At 56.9% G+C, this 16,837-nt stretch carries 14 protein-coding genes; 13 read left to right on the top strand and 1 reads right to left on the bottom strand.

The window, feature by feature from the left end:
- Positions 1-10: 10 nt before the first annotated feature.
- The 8 genes from flgK to DT23_RS02475 all read left to right on the top strand — a co-directional run bounded on the left by flgK (position 11) and on the right by DT23_RS02475 (position 8,189).
- Positions 11-1,465: a flagellar hook-associated protein FlgK gene (gene flgK / locus DT23_RS02510; protein WP_038127911.1), complete on the top strand. Its 1,455-nt coding sequence runs from the start codon at positions 11-13 to the stop codon at positions 1,463-1,465.
- A 1-nt stretch (position 1,466) separates the two neighbouring features.
- On the top strand, positions 1,467-2,480 hold the full coding sequence (locus DT23_RS02505) for a flagellin (RefSeq protein ID WP_038127909.1): 1,014 nt from the start codon (positions 1,467-1,469) through the stop codon (positions 2,478-2,480).
- Positions 2,480-3,580 (top strand): flagellar basal body P-ring protein FlgI, encoded by a 1,101-nt coding sequence (locus DT23_RS02500; RefSeq protein WP_038127908.1) that lies wholly within the window; start codon positions 2,480-2,482, stop codon positions 3,578-3,580. The genes DT23_RS02505 and DT23_RS02500 overlap by 1 nt, the downstream gene beginning before the upstream one ends.
- A 194-nt stretch (positions 3,581-3,774) precedes the next feature.
- Positions 3,775-4,347 carry a dTDP-4-dehydrorhamnose 3,5-epimerase gene (rfbC, locus tag DT23_RS02495; RefSeq protein ID WP_038127905.1) on the top strand — a complete coding sequence of 191 codons (573 nt, stop codon included), beginning with the start codon at positions 3,775-3,777 and terminating at the stop codon, positions 4,345-4,347.
- A complete protein-coding gene (rfbB, locus tag DT23_RS02490) occupies positions 4,344-5,393 on the top strand; it encodes a dTDP-glucose 4,6-dehydratase (RefSeq protein WP_038127903.1) in 1,050 nt (349 codons plus the stop codon). Before rfbC ends, rfbB begins: the two co-directional genes overlap by 4 nt.
- Entirely contained in the window at positions 5,390-6,232 is an 843-nt protein-coding gene (gene rfbD, locus DT23_RS02485; protein WP_038127901.1) for a dTDP-4-dehydrorhamnose reductase, read from the top strand. The genes rfbB and rfbD overlap by 4 nt, the downstream gene beginning before the upstream one ends.
- Complete coding sequence (gene rfbA / locus DT23_RS02480; protein WP_038127897.1) at positions 6,232-7,110, top strand: glucose-1-phosphate thymidylyltransferase RfbA; 879 nt, start codon at positions 6,232-6,234, stop codon at positions 7,108-7,110. Before rfbD ends, rfbA begins: the two co-directional genes overlap by 1 nt.
- Before the next feature lie 80 nt (positions 7,111-7,190).
- Positions 7,191-8,189 (top strand): glycosyltransferase, encoded by a 999-nt coding sequence (locus DT23_RS02475; RefSeq protein WP_051696995.1) that lies wholly within the window; start codon positions 7,191-7,193, stop codon positions 8,187-8,189.
- A 63-nt stretch (positions 8,190-8,252) separates the two neighbouring features.
- On the opposite strand, the gene DT23_RS02470 is transcribed toward DT23_RS02475, so the two are convergent.
- A complete protein-coding gene (locus DT23_RS02470; protein WP_038127895.1) occupies positions 8,253-9,005 on the bottom strand; it encodes an ABC transporter permease in 753 nt (250 codons plus the stop codon).
- A 307-nt stretch (positions 9,006-9,312) separates the two neighbouring features.
- On the opposite strand from DT23_RS02470, the gene DT23_RS02465 reads away from it, so the two are divergent.
- The 5 genes from DT23_RS02465 (at position 9,313) to DT23_RS02445 (ending at position 16,818) form a co-directional block, all read left to right on the top strand.
- Positions 9,313-10,419 (top strand): KpsE/RkpR family capsule polysaccharide export protein, encoded by a 1,107-nt coding sequence (locus DT23_RS02465; protein WP_038128012.1) that lies wholly within the window; start codon positions 9,313-9,315, stop codon positions 10,417-10,419.
- A 7-nt stretch (positions 10,420-10,426) separates the two neighbouring features.
- On the top strand, positions 10,427-11,083 hold the full coding sequence (locus DT23_RS02460) for an ABC transporter ATP-binding protein (protein WP_038127892.1): 657 nt from the start codon (positions 10,427-10,429) through the stop codon (positions 11,081-11,083).
- A 140-nt stretch (positions 11,084-11,223) separates the two neighbouring features.
- Entirely contained in the window at positions 11,224-13,908 is a 2,685-nt protein-coding gene (locus DT23_RS19290; RefSeq protein WP_051696993.1) for a calcium-binding protein, read from the top strand.
- A gap of 118 nt (positions 13,909-14,026) precedes the next feature.
- Positions 14,027-15,163 carry a UDP-galactopyranose mutase gene (gene glf, locus DT23_RS02450; RefSeq protein ID WP_038127890.1) on the top strand — a complete coding sequence of 379 codons (1,137 nt, stop codon included), beginning with the start codon at positions 14,027-14,029 and terminating at the stop codon, positions 15,161-15,163.
- Between the two features lie 233 nt (positions 15,164-15,396).
- Positions 15,397-16,818: a mannose-1-phosphate guanylyltransferase/mannose-6-phosphate isomerase gene (locus DT23_RS02445; RefSeq protein ID WP_038127888.1), complete on the top strand. Its 1,422-nt coding sequence runs from the start codon at positions 15,397-15,399 to the stop codon at positions 16,816-16,818.
- Positions 16,819-16,837: the final 19 nt, after the last annotated feature.

Here is a 16,837-nt window from a genome sequence, read left to right as displayed (position 1 = left end):
GGAGGCCATGATGAGCATCACGCTCGCTCTATCCAACGCTTTGTCCGGGCTCACCGCATCCTCGCGGATGGCAGAGGTCGTGGCCTCCAATACCGCAAATGCCATGACCGAGGGCTATGCACGCCGCGAGGTGCAGTTATCGTCGCAAATGCTTGGCACAAACGGTGCAGGCGTCGCAGTCACCGGTGTCAATCGCGCGGTGAATGAAACCGTCCTGCAAGACCGACGTCTTGCCGATGCAAGTGCCGAAAACGCTGGCAAGCGGACCGATTTCTATTCACAGATGGAGGGCTGGCTCGGCAACCCCGAAGAGGCCGGATCGCTCTCAACGCAACTGTCCGACCTCGAGGCCAATCTTGTTGAGGCTGCTAGTCGGCCTGAAAGCGAAGTTCGTTTAACGGCGGTGCTTGATGCCACAAAGTCGATCACGACCCATCTGGGCGATACCAGCGACAACATTCAACAAGCACGCATGGATGCCGATAAATCAATCGCATCCCAAGTCAGTTTTCTCAATGAATCACTGGCGCAGATCGACACACTCAACAGCAATATTCTTTCTTTGCGCGCATCCGGCCATGATGCCAGCGCGCTGCTCGATCAACGTCAGGTCTTGGTTGATCAAGTTTCGACAATCGTTCCCGTTCGCCAAATCGCGCGCGATAATGATCAGATCAGCCTCGTTACAACTGGCGGTGCATTTCTGCTGGAAAGCAATCCGGTCGAGATCGGATTTTCCGCAGCGGGCACGATTACCGCAGACATGACGCAGGATTCGGGGGCGCTTTCAGGTCTTACGATCAACGGAATGGACATTGCAACCGACGATGATCGACTGATGGGCGGAGGCTCACTCGGCGCTCTATTTTCCATCCGTGACGAATTGGCACCGCAAGCACAGACCCAAGTTGATGCCTATGCGCGCAACCTGATTGAGCGCTTTTCTGATCCTACAACCGATCCAACCCTAAGCTCTGGCGATCCGGGCCTATTTACCGATGCCGGTGGGGCGCTTGATACGGCGAATGAACTGGGATTGGCCAGTCGGATTTCAATCAATGCAATCGCCGACCCCGATCAGGGCGGCGCGCTCTGGCATCTTCGCGACGGTTTGGGCGCAACCAGCGCGGGCTCGGTCGGAAACTCACAAATCCTGACCTCACTCGCAGATGCGCTAACGGCTCAAAGCACCCCATCTTCGGGTGATTTTGGTGCCTCGAAACACAGCGCGTCAAGCTTGGCCGCGAGTTTGATGTCCGAGTTTTCAAGCAAGCGCCAAAGCGCCGAGGCAACCGAGAGCTTTGCCGCCGCGCGCCACGAGACACTAAACGAAATGGCGCTCGCCGATGGCGTGGACACCGACCAAGAGCTGCAAACGCTTCTACAGGTCGAACGCATGTACGCCGCCAATGCGAAGGTAATGCAAACCGTAGACACTCTCATTAACACACTACTGGAGCTGTAAGATGAACTACGTTTCCGTCGGTGATATGGCCCAAAGCTTCCAGCTACGCCAGCATAACACGCAGCTCAAAACGACGCTGTCGCAACTCAGTCAAGAAGTCGCCAGCGGCATCAAACAAGATATCGGCGCCGCAGTGGCCGGGGATTTTTCTTCACTATCCGGTATCAATCGCAGCCTCTCGATGATGGATAGCTATAACGTTGTCACGACTGAAGCGGCGCTTACAACGGACACGATGCAGGAAACGTTGGGCGTTATCAGCTCCTTATCTGAAGATTCTGCTACAACCCTGCTGTCAGCCGCCACTAATTCCAGCCCAACATTGATAGATGTCACCGCTGCCAACGCGGCCGTAAAGTTCGACACATTGATTTCGGCACTCAACACCAACGTGGCGGGTCGTTATGTCTTCTCAGGTGCAGCAACCGACACCGCACCATTAGCCGATCCTGCAGATATTTTATCAGCGCTCAAAACGGAAATTTCTGGTGCGACATCGGCAGAAGACGCAATTACACTAATTGATAGTTGGTTTTCTGCGCCCGCCGGAGGCGGTGGTTTCATCGACACAGCCTATCGTGGCGATGACAGTCTGGGGCTGAGTTTTCGTATCGCGGATGGTGAAACCACATCGATAGACAGCTCCGCATCCGATCCGCGTATTCGAGATGTAATTAAAGGATTTGCGATCGCATCACTGATGGCAGACGGGCTTTTTGGGGGGGATCAAGGGGCCCGCTCTACACTCTCAGTAGCAGCAGGAGAGCGTATCCTCTCGGGCAACTCTAGTCTTACAGGGTTGGCCGCCGAAATCGGCTCGAAACAAGGCAAAATCGCCGATGCCCAAACACGCAACCAAGCCGAGAGTACATCCCTGAAACTGGCAAGAACCGAGCTGATCTCTGCCGATCCATATGAGAGCGCAACTGCACTCGAGGCCGTCAGCACCCAACTCGAAACCCTTTACACACTGACATCGCGGCTCTCGCGGCTCTCGCTGGCGGATTATATATAATGTTGAAAGTCTTTCTCGCCCTCTGCTTGTTGCTTGTGCCTTGCCTGACCGCAGCCACTCCGATCCGGATCAAAGATCTGGTCGAATTCGATGGGGTGCGCGGCAATGATCTAGTTGGCTATGGCCTTGTCGTCGGGCTCAATGGGACGGGTGATGGCTTGCGCAATGCGCCCTTCACTGAAGAAATTATGTCAAACATGCTTGAGAGACTCGGCGTTAACGTTACCGGCGAACAGTTTCGGCCCAAAAACGTTGCTGCCGTGATGGTGACAGCATCATTGCCACCGTTCTCGCGCGCTGGCAGCCAAATCGACGTCACCGTCTCGGCGATTGGCGATGCAAAGAGTCTGCTGGGGGGCACTTTGGTGATGACCCCGCTCAAGGCGGCTGATGGCGAAATCTATGTCGTTTCACAAGGCACGATCATTGCAGGCGGCGCCGTCGCCGAAGGCGCAGGCGCAACTGTTACGCAAGGGGTGCCGACATCGGGCAACATCCCGGCTGGCGGCCGCGTAGAGCGTGAAATTGATTTTGCGATCAATGATTTGAACGTGGTTCGGCTCGCTTTACGCACCCCGGATTTTACCACCGCCAGTCGAATTGAAACGGTGATCAACCGCGAATACGGTCGGCGCGTCGCCGAGATGCTGGACGGCGGCACCGTCGCGCTTGACATCAAATCCACACGCGCGCGATCAGTTGCACATGCTATTGGACGAGTTGAAAACCTTGGTGTCGAACCCGAACAGCGGGCCCGCGTGGTTGTCGATCAACGCTCGGGAACCATCGTTATGGGGCAAGATGTGCGCATCTCGCGCGTGGCCGTCAGCCAGGGAAATCTGACGCTCAAAGTCGAAGAGCGCCCGCTGGTCGTGCAGCCAAACCCCTTCTCTGAGGGCGAAACTGTCGTCGTGCCGCGCTCGCAAGCATCGATCACGGAAGAACCCGGTATTCGCATGGCGGAGGTGACCGAGGGCAGCACATTGTCTGAAGTGGTCGCTGGTCTCAACGCACTAGGGGTAAGCCCGCGCGACATGATCGACATCCTGAAAAGCATTAACGCTGCAGGCGCATTGCATGCCGAATTTCTGGTGAATTAAGCTAACGAAAGCTGATGAAATCATGAGGGCATTTTCTCGCCGCGACCCTCCGCTCAACCAACTAAACAAGATTTTCTTGAGACTTCAGCCCCTGCTGCGCATCGGCGGTGATCACGATGCGTTTGCACACTGGCAATCCGATCCATTCTAGACCATTTTGCCGTGTGTAAATTTCAATGCAATGAGAGCCTCGCGTGCTTATAGAACAAACGCCCCTCGTCGGCGTCCTGATCATAACTCCCAAACGCTTTGGCGATAGCCGTGGGTTTTTCTGCGAAAGCTATAGCGCGAAAGCGTTTGAACAAAATCACCTCGAGTATGATTTCGTGCAAGACAACCATTCTTTGTCACAGGCGCAGGGCACAATTCGCGGTCTGCACTTTCAAGCGCCCCCTCATGCGCAGGACAAACTGGTGCGCTGCGGTAGGGGGCGGCTTTGGGATGTCGCGGTCGACATTCGCAAAGGAAGCCCGACTTATGGGCAGTGGTTTGGGACCGAACTTAGCTTTGAGAACGGGCGGCAACTGCTCATACCGGCCGGCTTTGCGCATGGCTTTGTCACGCGTGAACCGGACACCGAAATCATCTATAAATGTAGCGATTATTATGCCCCCGAAACAGAGGGCGCGATCCGTTGGGACGATCCCGATCTCGCGATTGACTGGGATCTACCCGAGGGGGTGAGTCCCGCGCTCTCGCCCAAAGATGCCGAGGCAGGCAGCTTGGCGGGTCTCAACAGTCCATTCGTCTGGGAGATCGGCAGATGAAAATCTTGGTTACCGGTGGCGCTGGCTTTATCGGATCAGCAGTGGTGCGTCTGGCGATTTCGCGCGGACATGATGTCGTCAATCTAGACGCGCTGACCTATGCCGCTTGCCTTGCGAACGTTGCCAGCGTGTCAAACAGTGCACATTACGCCTTTGAACAGGTCGATATTCGCGACCGTGCCGCGCTTGATCCGGTGTTTGATCGTCATCAGCCCGATGCGGTGATGCATTTGGCGGCGGAAAGCCATGTTGATCGTTCAATCGACGGACCGGGCGATTTTATCGACACGAATATCACCGGCACTTACAACATGCTGGAAGCGGCGCGGCGCTATTGGACCGCGCAAGGCAAGCCCGCCGCGTTCCGTTTTCATCATATTTCAACCGATGAAGTGTTCGGCTCTCTGCCAAATGACCCAAGCGTTAAATTCACGGAAACCACGCCCTATGATCCGCGCTCTCCCTACTCAGCCTCAAAGGCGAGCTCCGATCATCTGGTGCGCGCTTGGCACGAGACATACGGGTTGCCCGTTGTTCTGAGCAATTGTTCAAATAACTACGGGCCATTCCACTTTCCAGAAAAACTGATTCCGGTGGTCATCCTGAACGCCTTGGCGGGCAAACCCCTGCCGATCTACGGCGATGGCTCGAACATTCGCGACTGGCTTTATGTCGAGGATCACGCCGATGCGTTGCTGTTAGTGCTTGAAAAGGGCACGTCGGGGCGCAGCTACAATATCGGCGGTGAAAACGAACGCAGCAACCTTGAGTTGGTGCAAACGCTGTGCGCGATCCTTGATGAAAAGAGGCCGAAATCGCAGGGCTCTTATAGCGACCAAATCACCTTTGTTACCGACCGACCCGGCCATGACGCGCGCTACGCGATTGACCCCAGCCGTATTCGCAACGAGTTGGGTTGGCGGCCCAGCGTGACCGTTGAACAAGGGCTTGCGAAAACCGTGCAATGGTATCTCGACAACGAGGATTGGTGGCGCGCCCTGCAAACCCGCGAGGGCGTGGGCGAGCGACTTGGGGTGCGCGCGTGATCCTCGTTTTCGGCAAAACCGGCCAGGTCGCAACCGCGTTGCAGCGCCAAGGCGAGGTCACAGCGCTAGGCCGTGACGCTGCCGATCTCAGCGATCCGGCGGCCTGCGCCAAAGTGATAGAGGAAAGCAACGCAACCTGCGTCATCAACGCCGCCGCCTACACGGCTGTCGACCGCGCCGAAGAAGAAGAGGCATTGGCCACTGTGATCAACGGCGATGCGCCCGCAGCCATGGCACGGGCCTGCGCCGCCAAGGGAATTCCGTTTCTGCATCTCTCGACCGATTACGTGTTTGACGGATCGGACGACGCCCCTTGGAAGCCTGATGATTCGGTTGCGCCGCTCAACGCCTATGGCCGCTCAAAACTGGTAGGCGAAAAGGGCATTGCGCAGGCGGGCGGGCGCTATGCGATTTTACGCACAAGCTGGGTGGTATCGTCACACGGCAATAATTTCGTCAAAACAATGCTGCGCTTGTCGCAAACCCGAGATGCGCTGACCGTGGTGGACGATCAAATCGGGGGGCCGACACCCGCTGCTGACATCGCCGCCACATTGCTGCGCATTGCCGCGCCCCTAGGGGCAGGTCAGGGTGGCGGGCTGTATCATTACGGCGGCATGCCTTGGGTAAGCTGGAAAGACTTCGCGACAGAAATCTTTGCGCAAGCCCACCGCGATGTCACCGTCACCGGCATCCCCGGCGTGCAATACCCGACACCCGCCGCGCGACCGCATAACTCGCGGCTGGACTGCGCGCGTCTTACGCAGGATTTCGGGATTGCTCCGCCAGACTGGAAAGCCGGATTGGCACAAATTCTTAGCGAGCTGGAGGTCACATAATGACCCAACGCAAAGGCATCATTCTGGCAGGCGGCAGCGGAACGCGGCTGTATCCGATCACCATCGGCGTGTCGAAACAACTGCTGCCGATCTATGACAAGCCGATGATCTATTACCCGCTGACCACGCTGATGCTATCGGGCATCCGTGAGATTGTGATCATCACGACCCCCGTTGATCAGGACCAGTTCAAACGCACGTTGGGCGATGGCAGCCAATGGGGCATCTCGCTGGAATATATCACGCAGCCCTCGCCTGACGGTCTTGCGCAGGCTTATCTTCTGGCTGAGAATTTTCTGCAGGGCGCGCCTTCGGCGATGGTTCTGGGGGACAACATCTTCTTCGGCCACGGCTTGCCGATCTTGCTGCAAGAGGCAGACGTCGCAACGGCCGGGGGCACCGTTTTTGGCTATCACGTGGCCGATCCCGAACGCTACGGCGTGGTGGATTTCGACGCAAATGGCCAGGTGCGCGCGATTGTCGAAAAGCCTGCGAAACCGCCGTCGAACTACGCGGTCACCGGGCTTTACTTCCTTGATGAGACAGCGCCCGAACGCGCCCGTCAGGTGACGCCATCCGCACGCGGCGAACTTGAGATCGCTTCGCTTCTTGAGATGTATCTCGCGGATGGTGACTTGTCGGTCAAGCAAATGGGGCGCGGATATGCTTGGCTGGATACCGGCACCCACGCGAGTTTGCTCGACGCCGGGAATTTCGTGCGCACACTTGAGCAACGCCAAGGCTTGCAAAGCGGCAGCCCCGATGAGATCGCCTTTGCCAATGGCTGGATCAGCGCCGACGCTTTGGCAGAACGCGCTGATCAATTTGGGAAAAACAGCTACGGGGCGTATTTGAAACGTCTGATTTCCGAAACCTGAGGCATTCTTCATCCGATACGCGATGAGAAACCGGTTGGCTCGGCTCGCGTTGGCGCGAGAATAAAAGGAATACTGGCTTGATGCAGAGCGGCAACGTCCCTGACAGCCAACATCGCGCGGCAACCCGTTTGGTTGCGGTGGTTGTGACCTATAATCGCTTAGCTCAGCTCAAGGCGACGCTGGCGCGCCTGCTTGAGACCGCGCCCAAAGATCTGCAAGCGGTGATCGTGTTCGACAATGCCTCAAATGATGGCACTGCGGAGTGGCTGGGCTCGCTTTCCGATCCAAGATTGACGATTGAGCGCAGTGAAACCAACCTCGGCGGCGCCGGGGGGTTCGCAGGCGGCATGGCGCTGGCGCGGGATCGCTTTGATCCCGACTGGATGGTCGTGATGGATGATGATGCCCGCCCCGAACCCGGCGCTTTGGCAGCGTTTCACGCACGCGATCTGAGCCAATGGGACGCGCTGGCGGCAGCGGTTTACTTCCCCGATGGCCGGATCTGTGAGATGAACCGCCCTTCGCGCAATCCGTTCTCAAACGGTCGGGCGTTTTGGCGCACGCTGCTGCAAGGGCGCGACGGTTTTCACATAACGCCCGAGGCTTACAATTCCGATCACGCCTTGAAAATCGACGTGACCTCATTCGTTGGATTCTTCATTTCGCGCAAGGGTTTGGCCTTGGCCGGACTGCCCGATCCGGGGCTGTTTTTATACGGTGATGATGGCCTTTATACCCTGGAATTATCAAATAAAGGCGGCAGGGTCGCGTTCGCCCCCGATGTCCGGTTTGAACATGACTGCCAGACCTTTGCCAACTCACAGCGGGGCCGGTTTCATCCGTTGTGGAAAGTCTATTACTACCATCGCAACCTGCTGCTGCTGTATCGCATGGCCGCGGGTTGGATGTTCTTGCCAGTGCTTTTGGTGATTGTTCCGAAATGGTTGCTGAAAGCGCGCTTCCATCAAGGCGAGCGGCTGGTTTTTCTGTCGCTGATCGGTCGCGCGATCCGCGACGGCCTGTTGCGGCGCACGGATATCGCCCATCAAACCGTTTTGGCTTGGGCAGACAAGCGTTAAGCCCTCTTTCACATGGGCCAGTGTATAGCCTCTCTCATAGGTCAGACGATCAAAAGCGTCCCGTCACGATGTCAGAATTTGACGATGATATCGGCCAAGCAGCACAATCCCGAGGAACAGCATCACCAAAGAGACGCCGACAACATATGGGACGGACACATAGTCAGCATCATAGCTGGGATAAAAGCCCCGACGCATCAGCCCTGTCACGTGCAGCACGGGATTGTACCACAAAATATCCTGCGCCACTTTTGGCAGCGTATCGTAAAGAAAAAACACGCCGGAGGCGAGGAACAACGGTCGGGTGACAATGGACCAGATCTGATCCCAGACACGCACCAACCCCATCAGCGCGCAATTCAGGGTGCCCACCGCCAATCCTAAAAATAGCGCCAGCGCCATGGCTTCCAGGATTGGCACCAGATCCAGCGTGACCGGGTCCGCTTGCAAGGACAAGATAGCGCCCAAGATTACGTAGGACACAAGAATCTGGGTCAGACTGTTGAGCAATAGACGGGCCACGATCGCATCGACCCACGTAACGACGGGATAAGACAATAGCGCCCCTGAGAACCGAAGAGACCGCGCGATGAGATTTGAAATCGTTTGAAAAGCACCGAACGGCACAAAGCCAGTCGCAAAGAATAAGATAAAGCTATTGCCGATAGGCGGGGAGCGCAAAACAAGCGAAAAGGCGATGGTCAAGATCAAGATGGCGCCGAGCGGCTCGATGATGGCCCAAAGGTATCCTCCGGGGGATCGGCCATAGCGCGTCGACATTTCCCGCAGTATAAGAGCTGTCACGGTGCGCGCCATGCGAAACCTTTGCGACACTCCGCGTCCGGGTGGTGCAGGCGGGCGAATAGGGACAGATGACAATGAGAGGCGCCTTTGTATTGGTGATCTCGAATTCTATTATGTTAGTCTTGAATACGATTGCAAACCACGTTCTTGAGGTAGGGATTTGACAGGCGAAAATAACAATGGCGCGGTCCCGGAGCAAAAACCAGCGGGACGCCAGCCTCAGGGCCAAAAACAGGCAGCCAACAAGCCACAAGGCAAACCGCAGGGCACCCCCGCCCGCAAACCTGTCGAGACGCGGCCACTGGCGCGAGCGGCGCGCATGCGCAAACGTCACTGGGGCATTTTAACCAGCTTCATAGCAATGGTCTTGGTCCCGCTATTTGTTGTCGCGATTTATTTGTGGGCGGTCGCGGATGATCGCTATGGATCAACGACCGGCTTCTCGGTGCGTCAGTCCGATGAAACAAGCTCGTCGGATATTCTGGGGGGCTTGGCGCAGTTTACCGGTGGCTCATCTTCGCCTGACAGCGATGTTCTGTATCAGTTCATCCGGAGCCAGAATTTAGCGCTGGCAGTCGATAAAAAGCTTAATCTACGCAGCTATTTCTCATCTCATTGGAAAAGTGACCCGGTCTTTGCGTTGTGGCCCGATGCCACTGCCGAGGATTTGCATTGGTACTGGGGGCGCGTTGTGCGCGTGACCTACAATCAGAGCGGCGGGTTGCTTCAGGTCGATGTGCACACCTTCACGCCTGACATGGCGCAAAAGATCGCGCAGGAAATCGTCGATCAAAGCACGAAAATGGTCAACGGACTCAACGATCTCGCCCGAGCAGATGCCATTCGCTATGCCGATAGCGATCTTGAAAAGGCGCAAAAACAGCTTCGCGAGGCGCGTGAAAAGCTCACAGAGTTCCGCACCCGCACGCAGATTGTCGATCTGCAATCAGACATTCAAGGGCGCATGGGGGTTACGAACAACCTCCAGCAGCAACTCGCACAGGAACTTGTCGCGCTTGACCAATTGGCCGCCTCGACAAGCACCGACGACCCGCGCGTGACTCAGGCCAAACGCCGCATTCAAGCCATTCGCGAGCGCATCGCGACGGAACGCAAAAACCTTGCGACGACGATCGTGCCCGGAACAGGCAAGGATTACCCCGCCCTGATGTCGGAATTTGAGGGCCTGACCGTCGATCAAGAGTTCGCAGAGAAAGTCTACCGCGCAGCTCTGACGGCGCGCGATTCCGCCTATGATAGCGCGCAACGCCAGACCCGATATCTGGCGACTTACATCACGCCCACCTTGGCGGACTCTCCGGAATATCCGCAACGCGCCATGATTTTTGGTCTTGCGGCGTTATTCTTGATGCTGAGCTGGGGGATCATCGTATTGATCTATTATTCCATCCGCGATCGGGGTTGAGGGTGTCATGATCCGGTTCGAGAACCTCTCGAAAGGCTTTTGGGTTGCCGGTGAGCGCAAGACCGTGATCGACAATCTCAACCTGACCTTGCCCACGGGAAAATCGCTGGGGCTATTGGGCTGCAATGGGGCGGGGAAATCGACGCTGATCCAGATCATCGCCGGTATTCTGCCACCCGATTCCGGGCGTGTCGTCTCGGATGGGTCGATTTCCTGGCCGGTAGCCTTTGGCGGCTCGTTCCATCCGGAACTGACGGGCGCGCAAAATGTGCGCTTCGTAGCGCGGATCTACGGCGTCGACACTGACAGTTTGGTAGATTTCGTCGAAGACTTCGCGGAGTTGGGAAAGCATTTCAAGATGCCGGTGCGCACCTATTCCTCCGGGATGAAATCACGTCTCACTTTTGGTACGTCGATGGGAATTCGGTTCGATACCTATCTTGTCGATGAGGTCACAGCCGTCGGCGATGCTCGGTTTCGCAACAAAAGCCGCCTTGTTTTCCGTGATAGAATGCAAGCGAGCAGCTCGATTATGGTGACGCATAACATGCGAGAGATGCGCGATTTTTGCGATGCGGGGATCATACTTGACGGCGGCAAGCTGTATTATTTCGACGATCTCGACGAGGCGATTGATCAGCACGAAGCCCTGATGCGCGCGTGACAGCCAAGCCGAACGCGCCCGGTTTGCGATAACTTCATATCAAATTTGGGCCGTTCTCCATAGTTTCGCCCGATTGAGTCCTCCAAAGCTTCACAGCCCAGCGCAAACCTGTCTCGGGGTAAGTGTATGGGTGAGTGGAGATGCTGAGTCTCGAATTCCGTTTTCAAATAGGGGCGTCTTGGGGGGATCTTGCGGTCGATATTCGCTCGATGCAAGTTCTTGATACCACGGTCGAGCCGATCATTCTGGCGGTCAATGGCCCGTCAGGCGGGTTGCTAAGCTTTTGTCTCAGCGCCGATCTAGACGACGCGACTCTAATCGACAGCGTCACCTATAATACGTCGATGTCTTATGCCGTTACAGGCGGCTCTACCGTGCTCAAAGCAGACAGCGGGTCGATGATCGCGGTCGTGGGCTGCACGTCTCAGGATGGCACGTTTGGGTTTTCCGTCCAATCCGATGGCCAGATCGGATCATCAACCACGGTGGGTCTGCCCGAGGCAGAGGGCCTGACGGGCCCCGTAATTGCCGCAGCGCAAAGCGGTTTCGTCTATGCGATGAACGCCGTGGACAAGATGCAGTGCTTTACCTCTGATGGCACGGGCGGCTATCAGGCGGGTGCGTCTTATGGCGACGCTGGCGATCTTTATCTGCAAAATCCGGTCGCGATGACGACGGTGCAGCTTGCCGGGAAGGAATACCTGCTAACGCTTTCGGGCACCGAACAAGGCGTCAGCGCATTCTCGATTTCACAAAGCACCGGCGCGCTGACCGCCACAAGCTCTTTAGGTGTGGACTCCGGTCTTGGGCTTCTCAGCGACCCAACGGCTATGGAAGCGGTCGAAGTGGACGGGCATTGCTACATTCTTGTCACAAGCTCTGCCGACGCTGGCGAGGGCGGTGCACTTACTGCGCTTGAATTGCACGATGACGGATCATTAAGCGTAACCGACCACTTGATCGACACGCTCGACACCCGCTTTGGCCGCACGCAAAGTATGACAGCCACACAGGTTGGCGACTGGACATATGTCATTGCCGGCGGCGGGGACGCGGGCCTAAGCCTGTTCACACTGGCCTCAAACGGCCAGTTGATTCACCTCGATAGCCTTGCGGATACGTTAGACGCTGGGCTTGAAAACATCTCGGCGCTTACGACCGTCAGTTCCGGGGATCAGCTCGATATTCTGGTCAGCTCGGATAAGACGTCGGGGCTAAGCCGGCTCACTGTGTCGCTCTCCGATCAAGGGGCTGTGCTGTCAACCGATAGTGGCCGTCTGGATGGGACCGGTAAGGACGACATGCTCATCGGCGGTGCAGGCGACAGCGATTTGCGCGGTGGCGCTGGCGCGGATATTTTGATCGACGGCTGGGGCCAGGACAGTCTGAGCGGCGGCGCTGGCGCGGATCTGTTCGTTCTGAATGCCGATGACCAACGCGATGTGATCACCGATTTCGATGCGGCGATTGATCACCTCGATCTGACCGCAATCCCGATGCTCTATGATGCCAGCCGCCTTGGCGTTACGGAAAAATCATGGGGCGCGGTCCTTACCTTTCGCGGCGGTGAAGAGACCGAAATCCGCAGTGCTAACGGGAAGACCCTGACCGCAGATCAGATCTTTCAATCCATCGACTGGAACGCGAACCGACCGCCAATGGTGCTTAGGAGTGGCGAAGACGATAGCGCGCCCGACGATGGCAACCCAGAGGGCTCAGGCAATACCGATACAACCGTGCTAGGCGGCTTGTATGGCGGGTCGCAAAACGACACCCTCGTCGGGGGGGGTGACGCAGATAGCATCTACGGATCGGACGGCGATGATTGGCTTGAGGGTCAGAATGGGCGTGATCTCATTTTCGGAGAGGAGGGCGACGATTGGATGCATGGTGGCGCGGAGAATGACACCATGTTTGGCGGAAATGGCGGTGATTCAATCGTTGGTGCGTTCGGAAATGACAGTCTTGAAGGGCAGAACGGCGCCGATTCCATCGCAGGCGGCGGTGGTAAAGACTGGCTGAATGGTGGGGCACAGAACGACACTTTATTTGGAAACGGCGGTGCCGACACAATCTACGGTGAAGATGGGAGCGACCGGCTGGATGGCGGATACGGAACAGACAGCATGTTCGGCGGCGCTGGAAATGACTGGATGCACGGCGGCGGCAAAAGCGACACTCTGGTGGGGGGAGATGGCAATGACACACAGTATGGCGCATATGGCTTTGACACACTGGATGGTGGCAACGGCAATGACAGCATGCTGGGCGGAAACGGCGAAGACAGTCTGGTCGGCGGCGCTGGAAATGACTGGATGCATGGCGGTGCAAGAATCGACACTCTGTTAGGTGGAGATGGCGATGACACACTGAATGGCGCATTCGGCTACGACACACTGGATGGCGGAAACGGGGACGATGTCGTTTCCGGCGGCGGCGGCAACGACCTCATCAATGGCGGCTCCGGCAATGATGAACTGTTTGGCAACGCCGGAAAAGACGCCATTTTCGGCGGCGCCGGGGACGACGTCTTGTCTGGCAACGGCGGGAAAGATTGGCTTGAAGGCGGCAGCGGCTATGATCTTTTGACCGGCGGACTTGGTTCCGACGGGTTTGCTTTTGATGCTCTCTCGGATCGAAACAAAATCACCGATTTTAAGCCGGGCGAGGACTATCTTGTGCTTGATATCAGCGAGAAAAGCTTTGATGCGCTGACAATCACCAACTCCTCCCAAGGCGTCTGGCTGGAGTGGAATGGCGGCGAAGTGTTGCTGCAAGGGCTGTCGGCGGATGATATTAACGAAAGTGACGTGATCATCGTTTAGTGTATCGCCGTCATCCGTGCTTCGCGTCGGGGACCGGTGCGCCAGGCGGTCTCCTCATATTGATTTTTCGAAAGCCTTATGAAAGAACACGCTAAGGTTGTGTTTTGAAAGTCAACGTATGAACATCTTGCTCGTCGGGGCCGGTCTCTCTGGTGCTGTCATTGGTCGCAAACTGGCCGAGGCGGGTCATTCCATCACGGTCGTTGACAGTCGCGCGCATATCGCAGGCAATTGCCATACGGAACGCGATGCGCAGACCGGCGTGATGGTGCATATCTATGGCCCCCATATTTTCCACACCGATGACGCCGAGGTTTGGGATTACGTCAATTCCTTTGAAACCTTCATGCCCTATAAGAACCGCGTAAAGACCACCTCGGGCGGGCAGGTATTTTCGCTGCCGATCAACCTGCATACGATTAACCAGTTCTACAATCGCACGATGCGCCCGGATGAGGCGCGCGCCTTCATCGAAGAGCAGGCCGATACCAGCATCGCCGAGCCGCAAAACTTTGAGGAACAGGCGATGCGTTTCGTCGGCGGCGCGCTGTATGAGGCGTTTTTCAAGGGCTACACGATCAAGCAATGGGGTGTGTCGCCCACTGAATTACCCGCCGCGATCCTCAAGCGCCTGCCGGTGCGTTTCAACTATGACGACAACTATTTCTTCCATCGTTTCCAAGGCATGCCTGAAAATGGCTACACCGAGATGGTGGCGCGCATCCTCGATCATCCTGCCATCACGGTGCATCTGAACACCCGCTTCACGCGCGACATGGCGGACGACTATGACCATGTCTTCTATTCCGGCCCGCTGGACGGCTATTTCGACTACGAGCTGGGTCGGCTTGGCTATCGTACGCTCGATTTTGAACGCTTCAGCTATGAGGGCGATTATCAGGGCTGCGCGGTGATGAATTACGGCGAGGAAACCGTGCCCTTCACCCGCATCACCGAGCACAAGCATTTCTCGCCTTGGGAAAGCCATGACGGGTCCGTCTGCTACCGCGAGTTTTCGCGCGACTGCGAGCCCGACGATATCCCCTATTACCCGATCCGTCAGGTGAAGGAGAAGGCGCTTCTGGCCGAGTATGTCGCGTTGGTCGAGCAGACGTCGGGCGTCACTTTTGTTGGGCGTCTGGGCACCTATCGCTATCTCGACATGGACGTGACGATCCGCGAGGCGCTTGATACCGCCGATGCGTTTTTGGCTAAGGGAACCGATCTGCCCGCCTTCGCGACTTCGCCCTTGTAAGACACCAGACCGCGCGGGCCGCGAAACATCCATCAGCTTGCGCGGTGACTCGTCAGGCTGAGAGGCGACAGTTCTCATGGTTGAATTGTGAAAGCCACGTTGATCGAAAAGCCGGCAGCCTCGAAATACCTACAAGATTTGACACTCAAAACGCACGTTGGGGAATAGGTCTTGAAAAATTCGGCAAATTCATGGGTAATCAGCGAGAAGTGACCCAACGGAAAGGCCGAACCATGATTACGCCTGTCATTCTTTGCGGCGGTTCTGGCACGCGCCTTTGGCCGTTGTCGCGCAAGTCTTACCCTAAGCAATTCGTGCCGCTCGTCGGTGAAAACACGCTGTTTCAAGCGTCGGCTTTGCGGCTTTGCGATGAGGGGTTCGCGCCTCCTTTGGTGCTCACAAATTCGGATTTTCGCTTTATTGTCGCAGAGCAACTGACCGAGATTGGCATTGATCCTGGTGCGATCCTGATTGAACCCGAGGGGCGCAACACCGCTCCCGCAGTGCTTGCCGCGGCCCTATGGCTGGAGAAAAGCGATCCCGATGGCTTGATGCTTGTTGCGCCTTCCGATCACGTTGTTCCCGACATCGAGGCGTTTCGCGCCGCCACCCTTGCAGGGGCCGAGGCGGCGCGCGCGGGGCAGTTGGTGACGTTCGGCATCAAGCCGACCCATCCCGAAACCGGCTATGGCTATCTGGAACTGGCCGAGGATCCGCAAGATTTCTCGGCGCAGCCCTTGGCGCTGCGGCGCTTTGTTGAAAAACCCGATGCTGCGCGTGCCGAAGAAATGGTGCAGGCGGGAATGTATCTTTGGAATGCCGGGATTTTCTTGTTTTCGGTGAAATCGATCCTCGCCGCATTCCGCGCTCATGCCCCCGACTTGATCGCGCCGGTGCAGGCGGCTGTGGATCAGGGCAAACCCGATTTGGGCTTTCTGCGCCTCGCCCCCGATCCGTGGGCCAAGGCTGCCGATATTTCAATTGATTACGCGGTGATGGAAAAGGCCGACAACCTGTCTGTCGTGCCGTTTGCCGCTGGCTGGAGCGATCTTGGCGGCTGGGATGCCGTCTGGCGCGAAGGCAATCCCGATGCGCGCGGCGTCGTCACGTCTGATCATGCGACGGCTTTGGATTGCGACAACACCTTGCTGCGCTCGGAAGATGGGGCGCTGGAAATGGTCGGGATCGGATTGCAAAATATTATCGCCATCGCGATGCCCGATGCCGTGCTTGTCGCGGATATGTCGCGCGCCCAAGACGTCAAGCTGGCCGTCGCCGCGCTAAAAGAAAAGCATGCGCTGCAAGCCACCAATTTCCCCAAGGACCATCGTCCGTGGGGCTGGTTTGAAAGCCTCGTGATCGGGGACCGTTTTCAGGTCAAGCGGATCGTGGTGCATCCGGGCGGCGCGCTTTCGTTGCAGTCGCACCATCACCGCTCGGAGCATTGGATCGTCGTTGAAGGCACCGCAAAGGTGAGTGTGAACGAGGATGTGAAGCTCGTGACCGAAAACCAATCTGTCTATATTCCGCTCGGCGCGGTTCACCGGATGGAAAACCCGGGCAAAGTGCCGATGGTTTTGATCGAGGTGCAAACCGGGTCGTATCTGGGCGAAGATGACATCATTCGCTATGAGGATGTTTACGCACGGGATTGATTCCAAAGGTACGCCGCCG

Source organism: Thioclava indica (assembly GCF_000714545.1).
In the GTDB taxonomy this organism is placed as follows: domain Bacteria; phylum Pseudomonadota; class Alphaproteobacteria; order Rhodobacterales; family Rhodobacteraceae; genus Thioclava; species Thioclava indica.
Note: the sequence above shows the minus strand (reverse complement) of the source record. Positions and strands in the feature narration are given on the sequence as shown.

Coding starts and splice junctions, on each gene's coding strand:
- glf (WP_038127890.1), top strand. CDS start 14,027: ATGAACATCTTGCTCGTCGGGGCCGGTCTCTCTGGTGCTGTCATTGGT.
- DT23_RS02500 (WP_038127908.1), top strand. CDS start 2,480: ATGTTGAAAGTCTTTCTCGCCCTCTGCTTGTTGCTTGTGCCTTGCCTG.
- DT23_RS02460 (WP_038127892.1), top strand. CDS start 10,427: ATGATCCGGTTCGAGAACCTCTCGAAAGGCTTTTGGGTTGCCGGTGAG.
- flgK (WP_038127911.1), top strand. CDS start 11: ATGAGCATCACGCTCGCTCTATCCAACGCTTTGTCCGGGCTCACCGCA.
- DT23_RS02470 (WP_038127895.1), bottom strand. CDS start 9,005: ATGGCGCGCACCGTGACAGCTCTTATACTGCGGGAAATGTCGACGCGC.
- DT23_RS02475 (WP_051696995.1), top strand. CDS start 7,191: ATGCAGAGCGGCAACGTCCCTGACAGCCAACATCGCGCGGCAACCCGT.
- rfbA (WP_038127897.1), top strand. CDS start 6,232: ATGACCCAACGCAAAGGCATCATTCTGGCAGGCGGCAGCGGAACGCGG.
- DT23_RS02505 (WP_038127909.1), top strand. CDS start 1,467: ATGAACTACGTTTCCGTCGGTGATATGGCCCAAAGCTTCCAGCTACGC.
- rfbB (WP_038127903.1), top strand. CDS start 4,344: ATGAAAATCTTGGTTACCGGTGGCGCTGGCTTTATCGGATCAGCAGTG.
- DT23_RS02465 (WP_038128012.1), top strand. CDS start 9,313: ATGCGCAAACGTCACTGGGGCATTTTAACCAGCTTCATAGCAATGGTC.
- DT23_RS02445 (WP_038127888.1), top strand. CDS start 15,397: ATGATTACGCCTGTCATTCTTTGCGGCGGTTCTGGCACGCGCCTTTGG.
- DT23_RS19290 (WP_051696993.1), top strand. CDS start 11,224: ATGCTGAGTCTCGAATTCCGTTTTCAAATAGGGGCGTCTTGGGGGGAT.